The organism is Mesorhizobium sp. LSHC420B00, assembly GCF_000503055.1.
In the GTDB taxonomy this organism is placed as follows: domain Bacteria; phylum Pseudomonadota; class Alphaproteobacteria; order Rhizobiales; family Rhizobiaceae; genus Mesorhizobium.
This window is the reverse complement of sequence record NZ_AYVY01000023.1, coordinates 57,369-80,436: the sequence shown is the minus strand read 5'-3', so window position 1 is coordinate 80,436 and position 23,068 is coordinate 57,369. Positions and strand designations below refer to the sequence as shown.

Genomic DNA, 23,068 nt, shown 5'->3' with positions numbered 1-23,068 from the left:
CTCGTCACGCCTTGGCCCCGCGCCGGCCAGAGCCGACCATCGGGGCCGAGACGCTGTCCAGCGGCCAGCGCGAGCGCGGCACGAAATCGGCGGCGTTTTCGCCTGATATGCCGGCGCGCAGCCGCTCGATGCCGGCCCAGGCGATCATCGCCGCATTGTCGGTGCAGAGATTAAGCGGCGGGGCGACGAAGCTGAACCCGGCCTGTTCGCACAGCGCTTGCAATGTCGCCTTGATCGTCCGGTTGGCGGCGACGCCGCCGGCGACAACCAGCGCAGGCTCGGCCTTGTCCGGGAATTGCTGACGGAATCTGGTCAGCGCCCGCGAAACACGGTCGCCGAGCGCATCCGCCACCGCCGCCTGGAACGAGGCGCAGATATCGGCGACGTCCTGGTCGCTCAGCGGGGCGATCGCGGATGCCGCCTGGCGCACTGCGGTCTTGAGGCCGGAAAAGGAAAAATCGGGCTGCGCCGAGCCCTTCATCGGGCGCGGAAACGCAAAACGGGCCGCATCGCCATTTGCCGCCGCCTTCTCGACATTCGGTCCGCCCGGATAGGGCAGGCCGAGCATCTTGGCCGTCTTGTCGAAGGCTTCGCCAAGCGCGTCGTCGATGGTCGTCGCCCAGCGCTGGTAGTCGCCGACGCCGCGCACGGCGACGATCTGGGTATGGCCGCCGGAAACCAGCAGCAAGAGGTAGGGAAAGTCGAGCCCGTCGGTTAATCTGGCCGTCAGCGCGTGGCCTTCGAGATGGTTGACGGCGATCAGCGGTTTTTTAGCTGCCGCGGCGATTGCTTTTGCCGTCATCAGGCCGACGATCAGCCCGCCGACAAGACCGGGACCGGCGGTGGCGGCAATCGCATCGATGTCGGCGAGGTCGACGCCGGAATCGGCCAGCGCTGCCTCGATGATGCCGTCGAGCGCCTCGACATGGGCGCGCGCGGCAATCTCCGGCACGACGCCGCCGAAAGCGGCATGCTCCTCGATCTGGCTGAGCACGATGTTCGACAGGATTTGCGGCGTGCTGCGACCGTCCAGCGCCACCACGCTGGCGGCGGTCTCGTCGCAACTCGTCTCGATGCCCAGAACGCGGATCAATTCGTCGCTGTCTCCAAGGATTGTACGGCCTGCCTTTCCCCGATAGGAGGAAGCCGGAAAGACGGACCTCGATCCTGCCGGGGGTTATCACGGACGGCGCGCCATGCAAACAACCTTGAAAATCGGAACACGCGGCAGCCCGCTGGCATTGGCGCAGGCGCATGAAACGCAGGCGCGGCTGATGACGGCGCATGGCATGCCGGCCGAGGCGTTCGAGGTGGTCGTCATCTCGACCAGCGGCGATCGCATCCAGGACCGGCCGCTGTCGGAAGCTGGCGGCAAGGGCCTGTTCACCAAGGAGATCGAGGAGGCGTTGCTGGCGCGGCGCATCGACATCGCCGTGCATTCGTCGAAGGACATGCCTACGCTGTTGCCCGAGGGGCTGGAACTGGCCGCCTTCCTGCCGCGCGAGGACGCACGCGATGCCTTCATCGGCAAGGCGGCGCGAACGATTGCCGGCCTGCCGCAAGGCGCCAGGGTCGGCTCGTCGTCGCTCAGGCGCCAGGCACTGATCCGGCGGATGCGGCCGGACATCGACGTGGTGATGTTTCGCGGCAATGTGCAGACGCGGCTGCGCAAGCTCGACGAAGGCATCGCCGACGGCACCATCCTCGCCTATGCCGGGCTGAAGCGGCTCGGGCTCGAAAATGTCGTCACCGACCTGATGCCGCTCGACGTCTTTCCGCCGGCGCCGGGGCAAGGCGCGATCTGTATCGAGAGCCGCATCGGCGACCGCGACGTGGAAGCGATGCTGGCGGCAATCCACGACGTGCCGACCGGCCAGGCGCTGGCCTGCGAGCGCGCCTTCCTGGCGGCGCTCGACGGCTCCTGCCGCACCCCGATCGCCGGCCATGCGACGATATCCGGCGCAACGGTTTCCTTTGCCGGGCTGATCATCTCGCCCGATGGCACGCAGTCGCATGAAGTCAGGCTGGAAGGGCCAGCGCAGGAGGCGGCGCGCATTGGCGCGGAAGCCGCCGCGACCGTTCGGGCCAAAGCCGGCGAAACATTCTTCGACGGCTGGACCTGACATGCTCCGCGTCCTGGTGACGAGACCCGAACCGGGCGCCTTGCGCACGGCGCGCCGGCTTGCGGATGCCGGCTTTCAGCCGATCCTGCTGCCGCTGACCGAAACGGTGGCGCTGCCCGTCGACGTCGGCGCGGTCGCCGATGCGGCTGCGGCGGTCGCGGCCACCAGTGCCAACGGCGTTCGCCATGCGCCGAAAGAGGTCATCGCGGCGCTCGCCGGCTTGCCGTGCCACACCGTCGGCAGGAAGACGGCGGAAGCCGCCCGCGCGGCCGGGTTTCTGTCGGTCAGCGAAGGCCCAGGGAATGCCGAGGCGCTGGCCGATGCGCTTGCTGGTGGTTACGCGGGGCAGACCATCGTCTATCTCTGCGGGCGGGTGCGCTTTCCGGGCTTCGAGGAGCGGCTGCAGGCGGCGGGCGCTCAGGTCCGCGCCGTCGAGACCTACGACACCGTTGTGCTGGATTACTCCGACGAGGCCGTGCTTGCGCGCCTGTCCGCCCGGCCGGTCGAGGCGGTGCTGCTCTATTCGGCCAAGGCGGCCATGGCGATGCAGGCCCTGGCTAGCCGGCCGGCGGTGCGCGGTTTTTTTGAAGAGACGCGCTTTTTCGCATTGTCGGGACGTATTGCCGCGGCCTTGGATGATGCCGCTGGCGAAAGGATCCGGATTGCGCCTGAGCCCAGCGAAGATGCCTTGCTGGGGCTTTTGCAGGCGCGGCGCTGACCGGCATCCGCCTGTTCCGGACGTTGGCATACCTCCTGCGGGCTCCTGAAACATTCCGCAGCTAAGCTGGGGCGATTGTCCGCGACACAGCTATTTTGTTCTTGCTTTGTGCCGGCAGCTATGCTAGAAAATCACTTATGGTGCTGATTCGCCCCAACGACCCGCCGCCGAGGCGGGTTTTTCATTTCTGGTTCCGCATGCCGTGTCCCAAAACCGCTGCGGCGTTTTGCCAAAACTGAACTCCAAGCCGTGGCGTCATCACGCCGCCCCTTTTCACCGCTTGGTGATGTGCTAGACCCTTCAAACCATCCCGAAGCGAATTTTGCGGAGCCCGAGCATGGTCAAGACGCCGAAGATGCGGCATTCCAAGAGCCGCCGTGAGCCGGTGACCATCGATCTCGAGCCCGGCGCCGTCTCGCGAGTCGCCGACGAACAGGATGCCAGCTCGCAGCAGCCGGCCGCGGCGCAGACCTACGAGGCGCGGGCCGAGGAAGCGGCGAACGCATCGCAGCCGGAGCCGCCTGAGGAGCCGGTGCATGCCGACCAGACCGATCTCGAACCATGGGAACATGCCGACGCAGCCGCGCGGGCCGGCACGCAAGAGCCGACGGACGCAGGCGCCGATTCTGCCAGGGAAGCGGAAATCCCTTATCCGGCCGGTTCGGATGCGCCGGTCGGTCGCTTCACGGCTTCCGACTACAGTTTCGAAGATGCACCCAGCGGAACCGGGGCCAACGAACCGAGGATACCAGGTTCCGGCGAGAAGACAGCTGAGACGAGGGACGACCATATGGCAGCGCAGCCGAAGCGGAGCGGCATCAACGGCATCGCCGCCGGTATTGTCGGCGGCGTCATCGCGCTGGCCGCCGCCGGCGGGCTGCAATTTGCCGGCCTGCTCGGGGCGCCGGGGTCGGGCGGCGTGTCGCTCGACCCCGTCAATAGTGAGATCGCTTCGCTGAAACGCGAGGTCGCGGACCTCAGACAGGCCGACGCCAACAATGACGCATCAGCCAAGGTGGACGGGCTGTCGTCGGCGCTGGATCAGGTCAGGGCGGACGTCACGGCGCTCAAATCGGCGGTCGAGCAAGGCGGCGCCGGCGACAATGCCGGGCTGGCCGCACTTGGCGACAAGGTCCGGCAGATCGAGACGGCGGTCGCGGGCCTCGGCAAGGCCGGCGGCACGGCGCCGGTCGATCTCGAGCCGCTCAACGAAAGGCTGGCCGCGCTCGACGCGCTGGTGAAATCGGCCGGCGAGACGGCAAAGGCGCAGGAAGGCCGGCTTGCGGCGCTGGAACAGTCGGTTTCACAGCTCTCGGGCAAGGTCGATGCACAGGCTTCGCAGCCGAAGATCGCGCTGGCCATTGCCGCCTCGGCGCTCAAGGCAGCGCTCGACCGCGGTGCGCCGTTCGCGACCGAACTCGAAACCTTTGCCGCGATCTCACCCGATGCACCCGAGATCGCGACGCTGCGCGCCTATGCCGAAAAGGGCGTCCCAACGCGCGCCGAGATCGCCGCCGAAGCGGACGCCACCGCCAACGCCATGGTCGCTGCCGCGACGCCTGTCGACCAGAATGCCGGCATCCTGCAAAAGCTGCTGTCGAGCGCCGAATCGCTGGTCAAGGTCAGGCCGATCGGTGCGGTCGAGGGCGCCGGCGCCCCGGAAACCGTCGCCCGCATGGAGGTCGCCGTCAATCAGGGCGACTACGCCAAGGCGCTCAGCGAATACGAAACGCTGCCTGAAGCGGCCAAGGCCGCCGGCGCCGACTTTGCCGGCAAACTGAAAGCGCGGATGGAGGTCGAGACGCAGATCGATTCGCTCATCGCTGGCGCGATGAAGGCGTGAGGAACCCGATGATCCGCATCCTCGCCTTCCTTGCCGTCGTCTTTGCGCTCGGGCTCGGGTTCGCCTGGCTGGCCGACCGGCCGGGTGAAATGCTCGTCACCTTCAACGGCTATCAATACCAGGTCAGCCTGATGGTCGCGGCGGTGGCGATCGTTGCCGTGGTTGCCGCGGTGATGATCGTCTGGTGGCTGGTCAAGGCGCTGTGGACCAGCCCCTATACGATCTCGCGCTATTTCCGCGTGCGGCGCCGCGACCGCGGCTATCAGGCGCTGTCGACCGGCATGATCGCCGCCGGCGCCGGTGACGGCGCGCTCGCCCGCAAGAAGACCAAGGAAGCGGCAAAGCTGATCCGCTCCGACCAGGAGCCGCTGATCCAGCTGCTCGACGCGCAGGCCTCGCTGCTCGAAGGCGACCATGAGGGCGCCCGCGAAAAGTTCGAGACCATGCTCGACGATCCCGAAATGCGGCTGCTCGGCCTGCGCGGACTGTATCTCGAAGCCGAGCGGCTCGGCGACCGCAACGCAGCCCGCCACTATGCCGGCCGTGCGGCGGCGGTGGCGCCGCAGCTGGCCTGGGCGGCCGAATCGACGCTGGAAGACCTGACCGGGCGTGGCGACTGGGATGGTGCGCTGAAACTTGTCGACGCCCAGAAGTCGACGCGGCAGATCGAGCGCGACGCCGCTAACCGGCGCCGCGCTGTGCTGCTGACCGCCAAGGCGCAGGCGCTGATCGACAGCGATGCCAATGCCGCCCGGACGGCGGCTCTCGAAGCCAACCGGCTGCGGCCGGATTTCGCGCCGGCGGCGGTCGCCGCGGCGAAATTGCTGTTTCGGCTGAACGACGTGCGCAAGGGCTCGAAAATCCTCGAGGCGGCGTGGAAGGCCGAGCCGCACCCGGAGATCGCCGAGCTCTACACCCATGCCAGGCCCGGCGATGCCGTGCTCGACCGGCTGAACCGGGCAAAGAAGCTGCAGGACCTGAAGAAGAACCATGCCGAGGCCTCGCTTGCCGTGGCGCGCGCCGCGCTCGATGCGCAGGACTTTTCAACCGCCCGCCGCGAGGCCGAAGCCGCCATCCGCATCGATCGCCGCGAAGGCGCCTATCTGCTGCTGGCCGATATCGAGGAGGCCGAGACCGGCGACCAGGGCAAGGTGCGGCAGTTGCTGTCGAAGGCGGTGAGAGCGCCGCGCGACCCGGCCTGGGTCGCCGACGGCGTCGTCTCCGACCGCTGGGCTCCGGTATCGCCGATCACCGGCAGGCTCGATGCATTCGAATGGCGAGCGCCGATGGAGCGGCTCGGCCAGTTGATCGACAGCGATGAGGATACGCAGGAGGCATCGGTGCCGGCAATTGCGGCTTCAGCCAAGCCGGTACAGGAAACAGCCGAGGCGATCGAGCACACAGCGGTTGCTGCCGAGACACCGGGCACCGCGACCGAAGCAAAGACCGAAAACCGTGCCGGCGAGGATCATGTGACACCGGTCGCCGCGGCGGCGTTTGCCGCGGTGCCGGACGATGCCGAAGCCGTCGAGCCGGCGCAGGAGTTGACGCGGCTGCCCGACGACCCCGGCGTCGACCCCGACGACGAGGCGGGTAAATCGACGCGCCGGTTTCGTTTGTTCTGATCCGGGTCGAGTGGACCCGGTCTTATTGGGAATGATTTGATGTTCGAACGCGTTCTGTCGTTTCTAAGGGACCTGCCGTCCGGTAGTGGCGCCAGCGCCAGCGCCGACGATCCGCGCGTTGCCGCATCCGCCTTGCTTTTCCACGTGATGAACGCCGACGGCGTGCGCCAGGATACCGAATGGGAACGGTTCAAGAAGGTGCTGGCGGAAAGCTATTTTATCAGCGGCGACGAACTCGATGCGTTGGCGGCTGCCGGCGAGCGGGCCGACAATGAGGCGATCGACCTTTACGCCTTTACCAGCGTGCTCAAGCGCCATCTCGACGCCGAGGCGCGAAAGGCCTTTATCGGCCTGATGTGGGAGATCGTCTATGCCGATGGCGAGCTGCACGAACTCGAGGACAATACCGTCTGGCGGGTCGCCGAGCTGATCGGCGTCGAACGCCGCGACCGCGTCGAGGCGCGCCTCAAGGCGGCGGCCGCGGCTCCTGGTGCTGCCGGAACGTCAAGCGACGAATAGACAGGATCCCGCCTTTCAATGCCGCCCAAGCCAAGCCCGAGACCAAAGATCCTGATCGTGCTGCATCAGGAGCATTCGAGCTCGGGACGGGTCGGCCATATGCTTATCGAGGAAGGCTTCGATCTCGACATCCGCCGCCCGCCGCTCGGCGAGGCCTTGCCGCAGACGCTTGATGGCCATGCCGGCGCGGTGGTGTTCGGCGGGCCGATGAGCGCCAATGACGGCGACGAGTTCGTCCGCCGTGAGACCGACTGGCTCAAAATTCCACTCAACGAGAACCGGCCGCTGCTTGGCATCTGCCTCGGCGCGCAAATGCTGGTCAAGCATCTCGGCGGCAGGGTCGAGGGCCATGGCGAGGGCCTCGTCGAAATCGGCTGGTATCCGCTAAAGGCGACTGAAGCAGGCAGCAGGCTGATGCATTGGCCGGAGATGGTCTATCAGTTCCATCGTGAGGGCTTTTCGCTGCCGAAGGACGCGACGCTTTTGGCGACGGCCGAAACCTACCCCAACCAGGCCTTCCGCTATGGCGACAATGCCTGGGGCATCCAGTTCCATGGCGAATTGACCCGGGCGATGATGCAGCGCTGGGTGGTGCGCGGCGCCCATCGCTTCGAATTGCCCGGCGCGCAGCCCGGCCGCGACCATCTCGGTGGCCGGCTGATCTGGGACATGCACCTCGAGCGCTGGCTCGGCGAGTTCCTGCCCATGATTTTTGGCAAGCCGGCGCTGCGGTGAAGTCGGTGCATGTCGCCCAAAAGTGTGCAGCGGTTTTGGGAAAACGACATGCACAAACAAACGAACTAAAGCGCGTCGCGCTTTAGTTTCGCCCCCTGAGATGACGCACCTTGCGCAGCTGTGGGAACAGCACCGCCCATAGACCGGCGACAGCGATCGCGCCGACGCCGCCGACCACCACGGCCGGAACCGTGCCGATCAGCGCGGCCATGGTGCCGGCGCGGAATTCGCCGAGCTCATTGGAGGCGCCGACAAACACCTGGTTGACGGCGTTGACGCGGCCGCGAACGTCGTCCGGCGTCCACAGCTGGATCAGCGTCTCGCGGATATAGACGCTGAACATGTCGGTGGCGCCGAGCAGGGCAAGGGCTGCGATCGACACCCAGGTGATGGTCGAGAGGCCGAACAAGACGGTGAACGCGCCGAAGAGCGCAACGAAGCCGAGCATGACAAGGCCGGCATGGTTGCGGATCGGGTGTCCGGCCAGCCAGATGGCGACGCAGATGGCGCCGACGCCGGGCGCCGAGCGCAACAGGCCGAGCCCCCATGGGCCGAGTTCGAGGATATCGCGCGCATAGACCGGCAGCAGCGCCGAGGCGCCGGACAGGAGCACCGCAAACAGATCGAGCGAAATCGCGCCTAGCACGATCTTTTCGCTCCAGATATAGCCGAAGCCGGCGAACAGGGTCCGTACCGTCGGTCTGTCGGTCCGGCTGCGCTGGGCGGGCTTCGGGATGGTGAAGATCAGCACGGCGGCGATGAGCATCAGCGCGGCCGCGGTGGTGTAGGCGGCTTCGGCCGAAAGCCCGTAGAGCAGACCGCCGGCGACCGGCCCGACGATGGTTGCCGTCTGCCAGGCGGACGAGTTCCAGGCGATGGCGTTGGCGAAATCCTCGGGCGGCACCAGATTGGCGAACAATGATGACGAGGCCGGCCCGAAGAAGGCGCGCGCGATGCCGAACATGGCGAGCACGATGAAGACCGGCATCGGCCCGGAGAGGCCGCGCAGCGTCAGCAACAGAAGCGCCAAAGCGCAGCCCGCCTCGACCAGCACCGCCAGCGCCATGATCAGGCGGCGTCCAAAACGGTCGGCAACGTCGCCAGTGACCAGCACCAGCAGCAGCGAAGGCAGGAACTGGACGATGCCGACAAGCCCAAGGTCGAATGGGTCGCGGGTCAGATCGTAGATCTGCCAGCCGACGGCGACCGACACGATCTGGGTGGAGAATGTCGAGAGGAAGCGCGCCGCCCAGTAGCTCAGGAACGGCCGATGGCGAAAGGCGGCATAACGCTGGTCAGGCGGTACTTGGGATTCTGTGGTCATGGATCAGGCCCCGTGGCGGCGATGTCGGCCGGCGGGGCACTTCCACGATGGGCGCTGGTCCGGCCAAGAGAGCCTTTAGCGCAGTTCAGCGCAGGGCGCGCGCAAAAATCTGGCCTGGATCAACAATTTCCGCTCCGCCGGGCGTTGCCGCTGGCGGAGCGACCGGACCTGCTCCGAACGCTTTAGGCCGTCGCCTTGGCCTTCCTGCCCCTGCCCTTGACGGGCGCGGGCGGGGCGGCCTTGCGGCCGAGACCGATTGCCTTGGCCAGCTGCGAACGCGAGGCCGCGTAGTTGGGGGCGACCATCGGGTAGTCGGACGGCAGGCCCCATTTGGCGCGATAGGCGTCGGGCGTCAGCCCGAAATGGACGCCGATATGGCGCTTCAAGGATTTGAACTTCTTGCCGTCCTCGAGACAGATGATGTAGTCCGGCGTCACCGATTTCTTGGGATTGACGGCAGGCGTCAGCGGCGCGGCGACCGGCACTGCCGGTTGCCCGAGCCCGCCTATGGAAGCGCTGACGCTGGCGATGAGATCGCCGAGGCCGGAAGCCGGCAAGCGGTTCTTCTCGACATATGCGGACACGATATGGGCGGTCAGCTCAAGCAGGTCGATGTCTTTGCGAGCGTTGTTGTTGTCGTCGGTCAATCTATTTCTCCGTCCGTGGGGGTCGCAGAAATTCCTAGTCGGCAAATCTGCGCAATGCAATGACGCCGCACCACGTCACACATTATTTTGAATAATAATACTAACGGCAGCGCGGGATTAACAACCCTGAGCCGGTGCTCGATAATATCAGACAATCAGCAATATCAGATAATCAGGGATTTGTCGCGCCACAGTCGAAATCCGCCCTCGAAGGCGCGTGTATTGTCGCCGCGTCTGCAATCGGCGGGCAAGTCGGCGAGTTCCTCGACATTGCCGCCGCCGATGACCACGTAATCCGGCTGCATGGCGGCGCGAAGCCGGTCGACCACGTCAAAGACGTGTTTGCGCCATTTCTTCTTGCCGCGCTTTTGCAGGCCGCGTTCGCCGACATAGTCTTCGAAACTGCCGCGCTTCTTGTAGGGAAGATGGGCAAGCTCCATCGGTTGGGCGACGTTGTCGACGATCATCGCGGCCCCGAGGCCGGTTCCGAGGCCGAGGAACAGCATGCGGCCGCCTTCATAGCTGCCGACGGCCTGCATCAGCGCATCGTTGACGACCTTCACCGGTTTGCCGAACTCAGCGGCGAAATCGCAGCCGACCCAGCCCTTGCCGAGATTGGCGGGTTCGGTGAGCGGCCGGTTGTGGTGCACCGGACCCGGATAGCCCATCGAGACGACATCGTATTGCAGCCCTTCGGCCAGCGTCTTCACCGCCGCGACCATCTGCTGCGGCGTCAGCTCCGGTCCGGAAGCGGTCTTGCGCTCGTCGCCGCCGGCGCTGGTGCGGATCTTGACGTGCGAGCCGCCGATATCGATCGCAAGCACGATCTTTTCGGCGTCGGGTGCCGGTCGCTTCACCGCTTTGGCCATCGCTTTCGCCTCCCAGAAATCATTTCGATGGATTGATCCAGCCGTTCGGCGGGCCGAATCCAGTCATCGCTTCGGTCGGCCCCCAGGTCTTTGGCGCGTAGATCGCGGGCGGCGTGGTGTCGCCGAGCACCGGGCCGACGATGCGCCAGGCGAGCTCGCTGGCGTCCTGGCGGGTGAACAGCTGGCCGTTGCCGTTCATAGCGTCGCCGATCAACCGCTCGTAAGGCGGCATGTCGCCCTTCGAATCGTCGAGCGCGGTGAGCTCGACCTGCTCGCCGACCATGTCGTCGCCGGGCGCCTTGCGCCGGGCTCCGATCGAGATCGCCACCTGCGGATCGATGCGGAAGCGCACGTGATTGCAGTCGCCGGGCTTGATTGGATCGAAGACGTCCAGCGGCGGCCGTTTCAGCCGCACGATGACCTCGGTGGCGTGCACCGGCAGGGATTTGCCGGCGCGGATGAAGAACGGCACATCTTGCCAGCGCCAGGTATCGACGAAAAAGCGCACCGCCGCGAAGGTCTCGACCGGCGAGTTCGGCGCCACGCCCGGCTCGTTGAGATAGCCGTCGAACTGGCCGCGCACGACATCGTCCCTGGTCAGCGTCCGGATCGCCCGCAGCACCTGCACCTTCTCGTCGATCAGATCGTCGGCCGAGCGGCCGACCGGCGGCTCCATGGCGAGCAGCAAGAGGATGTTGAGCAGATGGTTTTCGATGACGTCGCGGATGCAGCCGACCTCGTCATAGAAGCGGCCGCGGCCCTCGACACCGAAATCCTCGGCCATGGTGATCTGCACGCTCTCGACGAAGTTGCGGTTCCAGATCGGCTCGAGGAAGGAATTGGCGAAGCGGAAATAGAGCAGGTTCTGGATCGCCTCCTTGCCGAGATAATGGTCGATGCGGAAGATCGACTTTTCGTCGAAGACCAGATGCAGTACCCGGTTCAGCCAGCGCGCCGATTGCAGATCATGGCCGAACGGCTTTTCCACCATCAGGCGTGCGCCCTGGGCGGCGCCCGACTGCTCCAGTCCCTGGACGACGACCTCGAACATGGCGGGCGGCACCGCCAGATAGTGCAGCGGCCGCTGTGCGCTGCCGAGCGCGGTCTTCAGTTTATCGAAGGTCGCAGGCGCCCGGTAGTCGCCGCTGACATAGCGCAGCAGCGACGCGAGCCTTGCGAAGATCTTCTCGTCGATGCTGCCGATGGCGTTGACGATGCCGTCGCGGGCGCGTGCCTGCAGCTTGGCGATATCCCAAGGATCGAAGGCGACGCCGATCACCGGCTCGTTCAGCGTTCCCTTGGCCACCATGGCGTAGAGGGCGGGGAAGATCTTCTTGTGGGCGAGATCGCCGGTGGCGCCGAAAAGCACCAGCGTGTCCGATCGTTCCTGGCTCATGGGCGTGCCTCCCTGTCGCCCGTCACGAGCCGGCCTTGGGTTTTTCGACATGGCCGCCAAAGGCATAGCGCATGGCGGACAGAAGCTTGTCGGCGAATTCGGACTCGCCTTGCGAGGAGAACCTGTCGAACAGCGCCGACGACAGCACCGGCGCCGGCACGCCGGTGTCGATCGCCGCCTTCAGCGTCCAGCGGCCTTCGCCGGAATCCGAGACCCGCCCGCCGAACTGTGTCAGCGACGAATCGGCCTTCAGCACGCCGGCCGTCAGGTCGAGCAGCCACGAGCCGATGACGCTGCCGTGCCGCCAGACCTCTGCCACCTCAGCGATGTCGATGTCGAACTGGTAATATTGCGGGTTCTCGAGTGGACTGGTTTCGGCGTCGGCGGTGCGCTGCCGCTTGCCGGCGTTCGCCGACTTCAGGATGTTCATGCCCTCGGCATAGGCGGCCATGACGCCGTATTCGATGCCGTTATGGACCATCTTGACGAAATGGCCGGCGCCGCTCGGTCCGCAGTGGAGATAGCCGAAGGGAGCGGTTCCGGCGTCCTTGGCAGGGGCGGGCGAAGCGGCGTCGGCGCCCGGCGCCAGCGTTGCGAAAATCGGATCGAGATGCTGCACCGCGCTGTCGGGGCCGCCGATCATCAGGCAGTAGCCGCGCTCGAGGCCCCAGACGCCGCCGCTGGTGCCGACATCGACATAGCTCAAGCCTTTCAAGGCCAGGCGCGCGGCGTGGTCGACGGCCTCATGATAATAGGAATTGCCGCCGTCGATGATGATGTCGCCCGGCTCCATCAGGGCGGCCACCTGGTCGACGATCCGGCCGGTGATCGCCGCCGGCAGCATCAGCCAGGCGCTGCGCGGCTTGGTCAGCTTGCCGACGAACTCCTCCATCGAGGCGGCTCCGACCGCGCCGGCGGTCACAAGCGCCGCGACGCTCGCCGGGTTAATGTCGTAGACGACGCATTCGTGGCCATCGCGCAACAGGCGCCGAACCATGTTGGCGCCCATCCGGCCCAGTCCCATCATTCCTATCTGCATGGTCTCGTCCTGCCTTACTTGAGGGATCGATGATCTAGTGGCTGTGCGGTATCGCCGATGCCGACAGAAAAGTCAGCATTCTCCCAACGGCCGGCATCGGACCAGAAGAATGTGAAGACAATGCTATTGCCCGGAGCGGCGTCGGCAACCGGCAACTCTGCGAGATGGATACCGAAAAGGTTCGCGGCGGTCTCGGTGTCATGGACGGTTGCCCAATTGTCGCTGCTCCAATGAACCACCGCCCGGGCCAGAAGTTCGATGCGCAGCGCCTTGCCTGCCGGGACGGTACGGATCATGTGGTTGAAGCGCCATGCCCTGAGGCACGACACCGTCCTGCCCTCGATATAGCGCTTGACGCCTTGCGGCGGCATGTCGAACACGGCGCCGTCGCGCAGCGAACGCAGCAGCTTGATGTGCTCGGAATGCGCCCAGACCAGCGGCTTGGCGCTGCCGGAGGGGCCGCCATGCCGCAATTCGCGCTCCGGCATGTCGGGACCGTCCCAGACCTGCTCCGGCAGCAGGCCGCCCGGCCCGGCGGAGCCCTCAAACGTGGCGAGCAGGCGTGCCGCACTGTCCCTGCGCCCTGCCGCCAGCTCGTAATGGGCGCGCTCGCCGACCAGCAGCGGCCAGGGCCGGCCCTGGCCGGTTCCATCGAAGGGTGCGCCGTCGGCATGCTCGCCATAGCCGTCGCCATTGTAGCGGTACCAGAGCGGCCCCTGCGGCAGTTCGCAGCGTAATTGCGCGTCGATGACCTTGACCGTGTCGAGGATGCGCGGATCGTCGGCTGCCCTCAGGCCGAAGCGGACCAGCGCCAGCGCATCCGGGCTGACGATCGCTTCGGCTGGGCGGTCCGCATCACCGGGCGGGCGGTTCTTGATCGGCACAAAGCCGTCCTTCGGCGATGCGGCGCCGGCGGTGTCGGGCGGGGCGATGCGGACATAGTAGCCTTCGACGCCGGCTTCGTCGCATGCGGCGGTGCCGGCGACGTAGGTCCAGCGCTCGATCTGATCGTTCCAGATATCGGCGGTTTCGCGCAGATAGTTTGCCGGCTCTGTTTTGCCGGCGGCATCGAACATGTCCGCAGCCCCAAGCAGCGCGGCGATCTCGACGGCAAGCGTGAACGGGCTGTAGCCGGCGTCTTCCTCCCAGCGGTCCTCGCCGGTGACGGGGCCGTTGCGTACGACATAGGCGGCAGCGCGCTCGATCATCGGCATGAAGGAGGAGAGTACCGCAGGCGGCAAATGCCCGGCGCGGCGCAGCGCGTCGGCGAGCAGCAGCGGAAAGGCGCACTCGTCCATCTGGATGCCCGGCCAATAGACCGACCCGTCGAGCCAGGCGTTCTGCGGCCAATGGCCGTCCGGCTGCTGGATCGAGCGCAGATAGCCAAGGATGCGCAAGGCTTCCGCCGGGTCGCCGGCGGCGAGGAATCCGCCGGCGGTTTCGACCAGATCGCGCGGCCAGACCAGGTGATAGCCGCCGAGATCGTCGTCGCCCTTGTTGAAGCCCCACGGGATCGACAGGCTGGCCACGGCTGCTCCGGTCGACGAGCGGTGTGTCGCCAGCACCGCCGTGCTGAGGCGGTAGGGATTGAGGGCGGACACCGCATGCCGGTCCAGCGGCAGCAATCCGGCCTGCCATTGGCGCCATTTGTCGACGTAGGATCCGGCTGCGGGCCCAAAACCTTGGTTCAGGCTGGCGAAAGCAGTTTCCGCCGCCTGTTGCGGCGTCGTGCCGAAGCCCAGCGCCAGCAACATTTTTGGGTTCGCAGCCGAAAAGGCGATCTCACCGGTCAGCGCGACATTGCCGTCCTCGGCCCTGCGGCAGGCCGGATCGAGCCGGCCGCTTTGACGAAGCTGCTGCCAGCCGTCGGAGACGCCGACATAGCCGGCCGCGCACGCCTTCCACGGCCGCGACGAGGCGAGCGCCAGGCAGACGCCGCGTCCCGATGCAAACAGAACAGGCTGTCCTTCATGGTCGTCGATCCAGGCAGTGTTGCCCATGCCGGCATTGACGAGGTGCGGCGCCAGCAGCGCGTAGACGCGGTAGTCGCTGGCGGCACCCTTGAGCGACGTGAACATGATCTCCTGCAGCAAGACGGGACGTTCCGGATCGGTGAGGACGCGCTTCTCGATCCGGTAGCTTCCATCGGCTGCGGTGTTGACCAGCCGATAGGCAGGCACCCCGTCCTCGAGGGGTTCGATGCGATGTTCGGCGTCGCGCTTCTCTTCGGAGAAATAGCCGTCGGGTCCGGTGACGATCAGCCCCAGATCGCGGGTGCATGCGCTGTCGAGGCGGGAATAGTAGATCTCGTTGAGGATACCGTGGCTGATGGTGAACCAGATCGGGCAGGCCGGCGACAGCGCGGTGCCGACGCCGCTCTTGGCGCTCGACGTCCAGCGCGCCGGAATGCCGGGTGCACCCGGGGCAAGGTTCACTGCCATTTAATCGGTCTCCATCGCCATCCCTAGACCAGGAGTCGAACCGGTTTCAATGATTGCACCGCAAGTTGATCGTCGGCCATGGATTGATGTTGACAGCTTGCTGGCTATCTGCATTTGTCTGATAATAGATAAAAAACAGCATTGTGAGCGTATCAGCCATTAGCCACCAGCCAGCCATTAGCCACCAGTAAGACAGCAACTCACGGGAGGAGTATGACATGAAGAAAATATTCGTTTTGGGCGCCCTTGCAGCGATGCTTGCCGCAGGCACCGCGCTTGCCGATACCAGCGGCAAAAAGATCGCTTTCTCCAACAATTACGCCGGCAATTCGTGGCGGCAGGCGATGCTGGACAGCTACGGCATCGTCACCAAGAAGGCAGTCGCCGACAAGGTGGTCGGCGCCGCCGACGTCTTCACGACGGCCGACAAGGAAGTGCCGACGCAGGCAGCCCAGGTGCAGAACCTGATCCTGCAGGGCTATGACGCGATCGTCATCAACGCGGCATCTCCGGATGCCCTCAACGGCGCCATCAAGCAGGCCTGCGACGCCGGCATTGTCGTCGTCTCCTTCGATGGCATCGTCACCGAACCCTGCGCCTACCGCGTCGTCGTCGACTTCAAGGACATGGGCAAGCAGGAAGTCGAGCAGATGGCCAAGTTCCAGCCCAAGGGTGGCAATCTGCTGGAAATCCGTGGCCTTGCCGGCACTTCGATCGACGATGCCATCCATGCCGGCATCCTCGAAGGTGTCGCCGCCCATCCCGAGTTCAAGATCGTCGGCTCGGTGACCGGCGACTGGGACCAGACCACGGCACAGAAGGCCGTAGCGACGATCCTGCCGTCGCTGCCGGATGTGGTCGGTGTCGTCGACCAGGGCGGTGACGGCTACGGCGCGGCGCAGGCCTTTGCCGCCGCCGGCAAGCCGCGCCCGACCATCATCATGGGCAATCGCCAGGACGAGTTGCAATGGTGGAAAGAGCAGAAGGAAAAGGACGGCTACCAGACCTGGTCGGCTTCGATCGCGCCAGGCGTATCGACGCTTGCCTTCTGGGTGGCGCAGCAAGTGCTCGACGGCCGCACCGACGTGCCGCACGACCTGCTGGTTCCTTATCTCGCCTTCACACAGGACGATTTCGAGGCAGCGTTGCCGAAGATTCCGAAGGGCGGCGTCGCCAGCCACGAATACACGCAGGAAGACGCCGTCGCGGCGATCAAGGCCAACATCAAGTGAGCATGGCACTATTGTTGCCGCCACAGATAACCGGGTATCGTTGAGGCATGCCCGAGGCCAGTGCAGACATCATCAGGCCTGACGGCGCCGAAAAACATTTCGGCGCCGTCAGTATGGACATCATAAGACTGGACGGAGCCGAAAAACATTTCGGCGCCGTCAGGGCGCTCGACGGTGTCGATTTCAGCGTTCGTGCCGGAGAATGCGTCGGTCTCGTCGGCCATAACGGCGCCGGAAAGTCGACGCTCATGCATATGGTGGCCGGCACGCTTACCCCCGACAGCGGGCAGATCGCGGTCCGTGGCGGCGTCGAGGCAAGTTATTCGGTGCCGCGCGCACAGCAGCTCGGCATACGTTGCGTTTTCCAGGAACTGTCGCTCTGCCCGAACCTCAGCGTCGCCGAGAATACGCGGATCAACCACGCCTCGCTTAATGGCTTCGGCTGGCGGCGCAAGGCCGCCCATCTGATTGCCGCCAAGCTCGACGAGATATTCCCCGGCCACAGCATCTCGGCATCCGACATCGTCGGCGATCTTTCCATCACCAGCCGGCAGATGGTGGAGGTGGCGCGCGCCTTCACGGTCACGCAGGAGCCGCTCGAACTGGTCATCCTCGACGAGCCGACATCCTCGCTCGATGCGCATACCGCCGGCCAGCTGCTGGCGTTCGTGCGCCGCTTCATCGCCGCCGGCAAGAGCTGCATCCTGATCTCGCATGTGCTGGGCGAAGTGCTCGGAAATGCCGATCGCATCGTGGTGATGCGCGACGGCAAGGTGGTCGCCGCCGGGCAGGCCGACGCCTTCGACCGCGACAGGCTGGTGACGGCGATGGGCGGAGCGGAGGCGCGCGAGAAGGCCGCCGCAGAGATTGCGAGCGGCAAGCCGGAGCCCGGTCCGCTGCGGGTCCGGGCGCGGCCGGCGCGACAGCAGGACGGCAATGAGCTCATCGCCCGTGCCGGTGAGATCATCGGCCTTGCCGGACTTGCCGGGCATGGCCAGACCGACCTGTTGCTGGCGATCTTTGCCGCGGCTTCCCGCGCCAAGACCGGCATCGAGGTCACCGCGCCGGTGGCGCTGGTTGCCGGCGACCGCCAGTCGGACGGGATTTTTCCGCAATGGTCGATCGCCGAGAACATCGGCATCCGTTCGCTGGCGCGATTGCGCAACGGCCTCTTGATCTCGCCGCAGCGCGAAGCCGAGCTCGCCCAGCTGTGGCAGCGGAAAATCGGCATCCGCACGCCCGACATGAACAACAACATCTTCTCGCTGTCCGGCGGCAACCAGCAGAAGGCCTTGTTCGCGCGGGCGCTCGGCTCCGACGCCAAGATCGTGCTGATGGACGATCCGATGCGCGGCGTCGATATCGGAACCAAGCTCGAAGTCTACGATCTCGTGCGCGAAGAAGCTCGCCATGGCCGCACATTCCTCTGGTACACCACCGAAACCGAAGAGCTCGACAATTGCGACCACATCTATGTGTTCAAGAACGGCCGGATCGTCGCCAACCTTCGTCGCGACGAACTGACGGAGGAAAAGATCATCCAGTCCTCGTTTGGCGACGCGGCCTGAGATGACGGCGGCATCCATCGAGAATGGGCTAAAATCGTCGGCTCGCGCCACGAGGCGGGCGCGCATGCTGCGCAGCCTGCTGCCGGCACTGTCGTTGGCGCTGGTGCTCATCGCTATCGCCTGGCTCAACCCGCGCGCCATCAGCTATTTCGGCTTCAGCCTGATGCTCAATCTGGCGATCCCGATCGCGCTGGCGACGATCGCGCAGATGTTCGTCATCGCCGGCAACGAGCTCGATTTGTCAATCGGCACCTTTGTCGGCTTCGTCGGCTGCGTCACGGCGACATGGCTGAAGGACGCGCCGTTGCTCGGCGTCGTCATCCTGCTCGGGTCGATCGGTGTCTACGCGCTGCTCGGCGCGCTGATCCATCTGCGCAACCTGCCCTCGATCGTGGTGACGCTCGGCATGAGTTTCGTCTGGCAGGGCCTGGCCATCCTGATCCTGCCAAAGCCCGGCGGCAAGGCGCCGGACTGGCTGCTGGCGCTGATGGCCTTCAAGCCACCCTTCATTCCGTTCCCGATCATCGCGGCATTGCTGATCGCGGCGGTCGTCCACTTTGGCCTGATGCGCACCTCCTATGGTGTCATCCTGCGTGGATCGGGCGGCAATTCAGCCGCACTCAAGCGCGCCGGCTGGTCGCTGCTCCGTACCAAAATCGCGCTGTTTGCGCTGACCGGCCTGTTCGGCGTTTTGTCCGGCATGGCGCTGATCGGCATCACCACCTCGGCCGACGCCAATATCGGCAATGGCTACACGTTGCTTTCGATCGCCGGCGTCATCCTCGGCGGCGGTGAGTTCGTCGGCGGCCGGGTGTCGCCGATCGGCGCCGTCATCGGCGCGTTGACGCTGGCGCTTGCCGCATCGCCACTGCTGACGTTCATGCACATTCCGCCCGACTGGCAGGTTGCCGCCAATGGCGCCATCCTGATCATCGTGCTGGCGGCCCGGGTGCTGATCAGCCGCAGGGAGAGGTGAGCATGGTCTCGCTGCGGACACTGCTCGCCAGACCCTGGATCTGGTCGTTCTTCGGGGCGCTGCTGGTGTGGCTGGCGACGATCGCCTTCACCGGCGGCTATGGCGGAGGCGGGATGATCACGGCGGCGCTGTCGCTTGCCGTCTTCACCGTCATCGTCGGCGTCGGCCAGATGTTCGTCATCACGCTCGGGCCGGGCAATGTCGACCTGTCGCTGCCGGCCAATATCGGCCTTGCCAGTGCTGTCGCCATGAAGGTCATGGACGGCAATGATGCGATGATCGCGGTCGGGCTGCTGGCCGCGCTTGCCTGCGGCATGGCGATCGGTGCCGTCAACTACCTTCTGATATGGGCGCTGCGCATTCCGCCGATCATCGCGACGCTGTCGGCCAGCTTCGTCATCCAGTCGGTCGACATCAGCTATGGGCGCGGCTTGCAGATCAAGCCGCCGCCGGGCTTTGCCGATTTCACCAACTGGCAGGTGTTCGGCATCCCGGTGCTGGCGATCCTGACCGTGCTGTTCACCATCGGCGCCGGCATCGTTTTGCAGCGCATGATCTACGGACGCTCGGTGCTGGCGATCGGCCAGAACATCCGCGCCGCCTGGCTGGCAGGCGTCAATGTGGGCCGCACCCGCTTCCTCACCTACACGCTGTCGGGCGCGCTCGGCGGCCTCGACGGTGCACTGCTCGCCGGTTATTTCCGCGGCGCCAATGTCGATATCGGCAATGAGTATCTGCTGGCGTCGATCGCGGTCGTCGTCATCGGTGGCACGTCGGTAGCCGGCGGCAAGGCCAATGTGCCGGGGGTCTGGGGCGCGGCGCTGTTCCTCGTGCTGCTGTTGACCATGCTCAACACGTTCGGCGTAAGCGTCGGCGTGCGCCTGGTGCTGACCGGGCTGATCATCGTCGGCGTCATCACCGCGGCCGGCGGGCAGAAGGCGCTGCGCTAAGGCAAGGCCACCCGGCGGCGAGAGGATATCGATCCGGCCCGCAAACATGTGGTTCCCATCCGCATGCCAGCGCTGTAAATCCCGTCGGGCTCCTGGCCAACATCATTGTATGAGGTTTGCGTGCCCGATTTCGTCAGCACTACAAGGCACGGCAACGTCGCGCTGGTGACCATCGACAATCCGCCGGTCAACGCGCTGAGCTTCCATGTGCGCGAGCCGTTGATGCGGGCGCTCGTTTCCCTGCGGGACGAGCCGTCGGTGGGAGCAATCGTGATAGCCTGCGCCGGGCGGACCTTCGTCGCCGGCGCCGACATCACCGAATTCGGCAGACCGGCGCAGCAGCCGGAATTGCGCGCCATTGTCGCCGTGCTGGAAACCATCGCCAAGCCGACGGTCGCCGCCATTCACGGCACTGCGCTCGGCGGCGGCCTGGAACTGGCGCTCGGCTGCCATTTCCGTGTTGCCGACCGAGCGGCAAGGCTCGGCCTGCCGGAAGTCAAGCTCGGCCTGCTGCCGGGCGGCGGCGGCACGGTTCGCCTGCCGCGCTTGGTTGGTCCGCTGAAGGCACTCAGCATGATCGTTTCGGGAACGCCGATCAATGCGGCCGAGGCGCGCGCCGCCGGTCTGGTGGATGCCGTCTTCGATGGCGACCTGACCGCGCAAGCGGTGAGTTTCGCCAGCGAAACGGCCGCGAAAGGCGGTCCGTTCACGCCGGTGCGCGACCGCAACGATCGCCTCGACCAGGCCGACTTGCCGGCCTTCGACAAGGAGGCGGCAACGCTTGCGGGCAAAGCGCGCGGTCTCGAGGCGCCGATAGCCTGTGCGCAGTCGGTCCGCAACGCCCTCACGCTGCCCTTCGACGAAGCGCTGGCGGCCGAACGCGACCTGTTCGTCAAGCTTGTCGCCGGCGACCAATCACGCGCGCAGCGGCATTTGTTCTTCGCTGAACGTGAGGCGGCAAAGCTTGCCGGCAAGGATGTCGTCAGGCGCAAGATCGCCCGGGTCGGCGTCATCGGCGCCGGCACGATGGGCGGCGGCATCGCCATGGCGTTCGCCAATGGCGGTCTTCCCGTGACCTTGCTGGAAACAACGCAGGAAGCATTGCAACGCGGGCTGGCGACGATCGACAAGAACTATGCCGTTTCCGTCACCCGCGGGTCGCTGAGCGAAGACGCCAAGCGCCAGCGGCTGGCTTTGTTCAGGGGCAGCACCGACTATGCAGACCTCGCCGATTGCGACCTGATCGTCGAGGCTGTGTTCGAGGAAATGGCGGTCAAGAAGGAGGTATTCGGCAGGCTCGATGCGGTGGCCAAACCGGGCGCGATCCTTGCCACCAACACCTCTTATCTCGACGTCAACGAGATCGCCGCTTCGACGTCGCGGCCGCAAGATCTCCTTGGCATGCATTTCTTTTCGCCGGCTAACGTCATGAAGCTTCTGGAAATCGTCCGCGCCGACAAGACCTCGCCGGACGTGCTGACGACCATCGTCGATCTGGCGCGGCGGATCGGCAAGGTGCCGGTCGTCGTCGGCGTCTGCCACGGCTTCGTCGGCAACCGCATGCTGGCGGCGCGGGGTGCGGAACTGGAGGCGCTTCTGCTCGAGGGTGCAATGCCGCGCCAGGTCGACCAGGTGTTCACCGATTTCGGCTGGCCGATGGGGCCGTTCCAGATGAGCGATCTCGCCGGCCTCGACATAGGCTGGCGCAACCGCAAGGCGCGTGGCCAGACGGCTGACATCGCCGACACGTTGTGCGAACAGGGCCATTTCGGCCAGAAGACCGGCAGCGGCTTCTATCGCTATGAGAACGGTTCGCGCACGCCGCTGCCCGATCCGGAGGTCGAAGCGCTCATCCACAACAAGGCTGCTGAACGCGGCATTGCACCGCGGGCAATCGGCGCCGAGGAGATCATCGAGCGCACGCTCTATCCGATGATCAACGAGGGCGCCAAAATCCTCGAGGAACAGATTGCCGCCCGCGCGTCCGATATCGACGTCGTCTGGGTCAACGGCTATGGCTTCCCGGTCGGCAAGGGCGGGCCGATGTTCTGGGCAAGCCGCGAAGGCGTGGACAAGATCATCCGGCGGTTGGATCACTGGCACCAGCAGACCGGCGAGGACGTCTTCCGGGCCGCACCTCTGCTCAGGCAAATGGCCGAAACCGGTTCCTGGGACGGCGCTGCCGGCTGAACTTGGGACTACCGAATCCGTGCATCCATGATCTCGACAAAACGCGCGAATAGGCCCGCCTGCGATTTGATCTTGAGCTTGCGGTAGATGTTACGGCGATGGACTTTTACGGTTCCCGGCACGATGCGCATCGCCCTGGCGATTGATTCCGTGGAATGGCCCTGAAGCACCAGGTCGACGACATGCTGTTCGCGCGGCGTGAGCGAAAGGCTCTTCCAGATGTGAGCACGTTCGAACTCGCTGACTGGAGCAATCGTTTCGTCCTGCTTCGTCTCTGCCGGTTTGTCGGCCGGAAGATCATGCCAGCGCAGCCTGATGAGATTGATCACCGCAGGCGCCATGTCGCGCAGCAACCTCGCATCGGCGGTTCCGAAAGGTCCCGAAGCGCGCAATCGCATCAGCGAGAGCACCAGTGCGTCCTTTCCCGGCAGCGGCACAAAAAAGCCGACCTCCTCCGCAAGTCTGGTCTGGCTGTAATAGGAGCGGTAATATTCGCTGGCATAGAAGCGATCCGGCGCCAATTCGCGCATGCGCCAAAAGCCTTCCTTGCGCTCGACCGCAGCATGGTGGAACGGATCGAGCAGATAAGGCCCTTCCTGATAGAGCGCGACGAAGACGTGGCTGTCGGCCGGCGAGAATGTCTCGAACAGCAGCGGCGGGCGTAAGGCGCCGCGATAGCCGAAGATCACGCAATGATCGAAGCTGACATGCTGCCGGAGCCAGGCCACCATTGCCTTGCCGAAAAGCTCGCCGCTGGTCTCCGGCGTCGCTGCGATGAGCGCAGCGAGCCGGCTGTATTCATCGCTGCGCGAAACGCCCAATTCATACCCCTCCAGACGAGAAAATAGACAAAATATACCACCTGGGAGGTAT

General features: G+C 65.4%; 19 protein-coding genes. 11 read left to right on the top strand and 8 right to left on the bottom strand.

Annotated elements, in window-relative coordinates:
* Positions 1 to 4: 4 nt before the first annotated feature.
* The gene (gene tsaD, locus X760_RS65570; RefSeq protein WP_031194644.1) at positions 5 to 1,090 is read right to left on the bottom strand and encodes a tRNA (adenosine(37)-N6)-threonylcarbamoyltransferase complex transferase subunit TsaD; all 1,086 of its coding nucleotides are present in this window, start codon (positions 1,088 to 1,090) and stop codon (positions 5 to 7) included.
* Between the two features lie 106 nt (positions 1,091 to 1,196).
* On the opposite strand from tsaD, the gene hemC reads away from it, so the two are divergent.
* The 6 genes from hemC to X760_RS65540 all read left to right on the top strand — a co-directional run bounded on the left by hemC (position 1,197) and on the right by X760_RS65540 (position 7,563).
* Positions 1,197 to 2,123: a hydroxymethylbilane synthase gene (hemC, locus tag X760_RS65565; RefSeq protein WP_023721376.1), complete on the top strand. Its 927-nt coding sequence runs from the start codon at positions 1,197 to 1,199 to the stop codon at positions 2,121 to 2,123.
* A 1-nt stretch (position 2,124) separates the two neighbouring features.
* A complete protein-coding gene (locus tag X760_RS65560; protein WP_023721375.1) occupies positions 2,125 to 2,841 on the top strand; it encodes a uroporphyrinogen-III synthase in 717 nt (238 codons plus the stop codon).
* A gap of 337 nt (positions 2,842 to 3,178) precedes the next feature.
* The gene (locus X760_RS65555) at positions 3,179 to 4,684 is read left to right on the top strand and encodes a COG4223 family protein (protein ID WP_023721374.1); all 1,506 of its coding nucleotides are present in this window, start codon (positions 3,179 to 3,181) and stop codon (positions 4,682 to 4,684) included.
* Positions 4,685 to 4,692: 8 nt separating this feature from the next.
* Positions 4,693 to 6,309, top strand: a complete 1,617-nt coding sequence (locus X760_RS65550; RefSeq protein ID WP_023721373.1) for a heme biosynthesis protein HemY — start codon at positions 4,693 to 4,695, stop codon at positions 6,307 to 6,309.
* Positions 6,310 to 6,348: 39 nt separating this feature from the next.
* Positions 6,349 to 6,828: a TerB family tellurite resistance protein gene (locus X760_RS65545; RefSeq protein ID WP_023721372.1), complete on the top strand. Its 480-nt coding sequence runs from the start codon at positions 6,349 to 6,351 to the stop codon at positions 6,826 to 6,828.
* Between the two features lie 18 nt (positions 6,829 to 6,846).
* The gene (locus X760_RS65540) at positions 6,847 to 7,563 is read left to right on the top strand and encodes a glutamine amidotransferase (protein WP_023721371.1); all 717 of its coding nucleotides are present in this window, start codon (positions 6,847 to 6,849) and stop codon (positions 7,561 to 7,563) included.
* An 82-nt stretch (positions 7,564 to 7,645) separates the two neighbouring features.
* On the opposite strand, the gene X760_RS65535 is transcribed toward X760_RS65540, so the two are convergent.
* The 6 genes from X760_RS65535 to X760_RS65510 all read right to left on the bottom strand — a co-directional run bounded on the left by X760_RS65535 (position 7,646) and on the right by X760_RS65510 (position 15,279).
* On the bottom strand, positions 7,646 to 8,887 hold the full coding sequence (locus X760_RS65535; protein WP_023721370.1) for an MFS transporter: 1,242 nt from the start codon (positions 8,885 to 8,887) through the stop codon (positions 7,646 to 7,648).
* A gap of 182 nt (positions 8,888 to 9,069) precedes the next feature.
* Positions 9,070 to 9,534, bottom strand: coding sequence for a MucR family transcriptional regulator (locus X760_RS65530; RefSeq protein WP_023721369.1), 465 nt, complete (start codon positions 9,532 to 9,534; stop codon positions 9,070 to 9,072).
* A gap of 164 nt (positions 9,535 to 9,698) precedes the next feature.
* Entirely contained in the window at positions 9,699 to 10,403 is a 705-nt protein-coding gene (locus X760_RS65525) for an ROK family protein (protein ID WP_023721368.1), read from the bottom strand.
* 19 nt (positions 10,404 to 10,422) lie between these two features.
* On the bottom strand, positions 10,423 to 11,799 hold the full coding sequence (gene zwf, locus X760_RS65520) for a glucose-6-phosphate dehydrogenase (RefSeq protein WP_023721367.1): 1,377 nt from the start codon (positions 11,797 to 11,799) through the stop codon (positions 10,423 to 10,425).
* A gap of 22 nt (positions 11,800 to 11,821) precedes the next feature.
* Positions 11,822 to 12,838, bottom strand: coding sequence for a phosphogluconate dehydrogenase (NAD(+)-dependent, decarboxylating) (gene gnd / locus X760_RS65515; protein ID WP_023721366.1), 1,017 nt, complete (start codon positions 12,836 to 12,838; stop codon positions 11,822 to 11,824).
* A 14-nt stretch (positions 12,839 to 12,852) separates the two neighbouring features.
* Positions 12,853 to 15,279, bottom strand: a complete 2,427-nt coding sequence (locus tag X760_RS65510; RefSeq protein WP_023721365.1) for a glucan 1,4-alpha-glucosidase — start codon at positions 15,277 to 15,279, stop codon at positions 12,853 to 12,855.
* A gap of 218 nt (positions 15,280 to 15,497) precedes the next feature.
* On the opposite strand from X760_RS65510, the gene X760_RS65505 reads away from it, so the two are divergent.
* The 5 genes from X760_RS65505 to X760_RS65485 all read left to right on the top strand — a co-directional run bounded on the left by X760_RS65505 (position 15,498) and on the right by X760_RS65485 (position 22,195).
* On the top strand, positions 15,498 to 16,511 hold the full coding sequence (locus tag X760_RS65505; protein WP_023721363.1) for an ABC transporter substrate-binding protein: 1,014 nt from the start codon (positions 15,498 to 15,500) through the stop codon (positions 16,509 to 16,511).
* Between the two features lie 47 nt (positions 16,512 to 16,558).
* Positions 16,559 to 18,079: a sugar ABC transporter ATP-binding protein gene (locus X760_RS65500; protein WP_023721362.1), complete on the top strand. Its 1,521-nt coding sequence runs from the start codon at positions 16,559 to 16,561 to the stop codon at positions 18,077 to 18,079.
* A 1-nt stretch (position 18,080) separates the two neighbouring features.
* Positions 18,081 to 19,055 (top strand): ABC transporter permease, encoded by a 975-nt coding sequence (locus X760_RS65495; RefSeq protein ID WP_023721361.1) that lies wholly within the window; start codon positions 18,081 to 18,083, stop codon positions 19,053 to 19,055.
* Between the two features lie 2 nt (positions 19,056 to 19,057).
* Positions 19,058 to 20,005, top strand: coding sequence for an ABC transporter permease (locus X760_RS65490; protein WP_023721360.1), 948 nt, complete (start codon positions 19,058 to 19,060; stop codon positions 20,003 to 20,005).
* Between the two features lie 120 nt (positions 20,006 to 20,125).
* A complete protein-coding gene (locus X760_RS65485; RefSeq protein WP_023721359.1) occupies positions 20,126 to 22,195 on the top strand; it encodes a 3-hydroxyacyl-CoA dehydrogenase NAD-binding domain-containing protein in 2,070 nt (689 codons plus the stop codon).
* An 8-nt stretch (positions 22,196 to 22,203) separates the two neighbouring features.
* Here the strand turns inward: X760_RS65485 and X760_RS65480 are convergent, their stop codons facing one another.
* Positions 22,204 to 23,016: a LuxR C-terminal-related transcriptional regulator gene (locus X760_RS65480; protein ID WP_023721358.1), complete on the bottom strand. Its 813-nt coding sequence runs from the start codon at positions 23,014 to 23,016 to the stop codon at positions 22,204 to 22,206.
* Between the last annotated feature and the right edge of the window lie 52 nt (positions 23,017 to 23,068).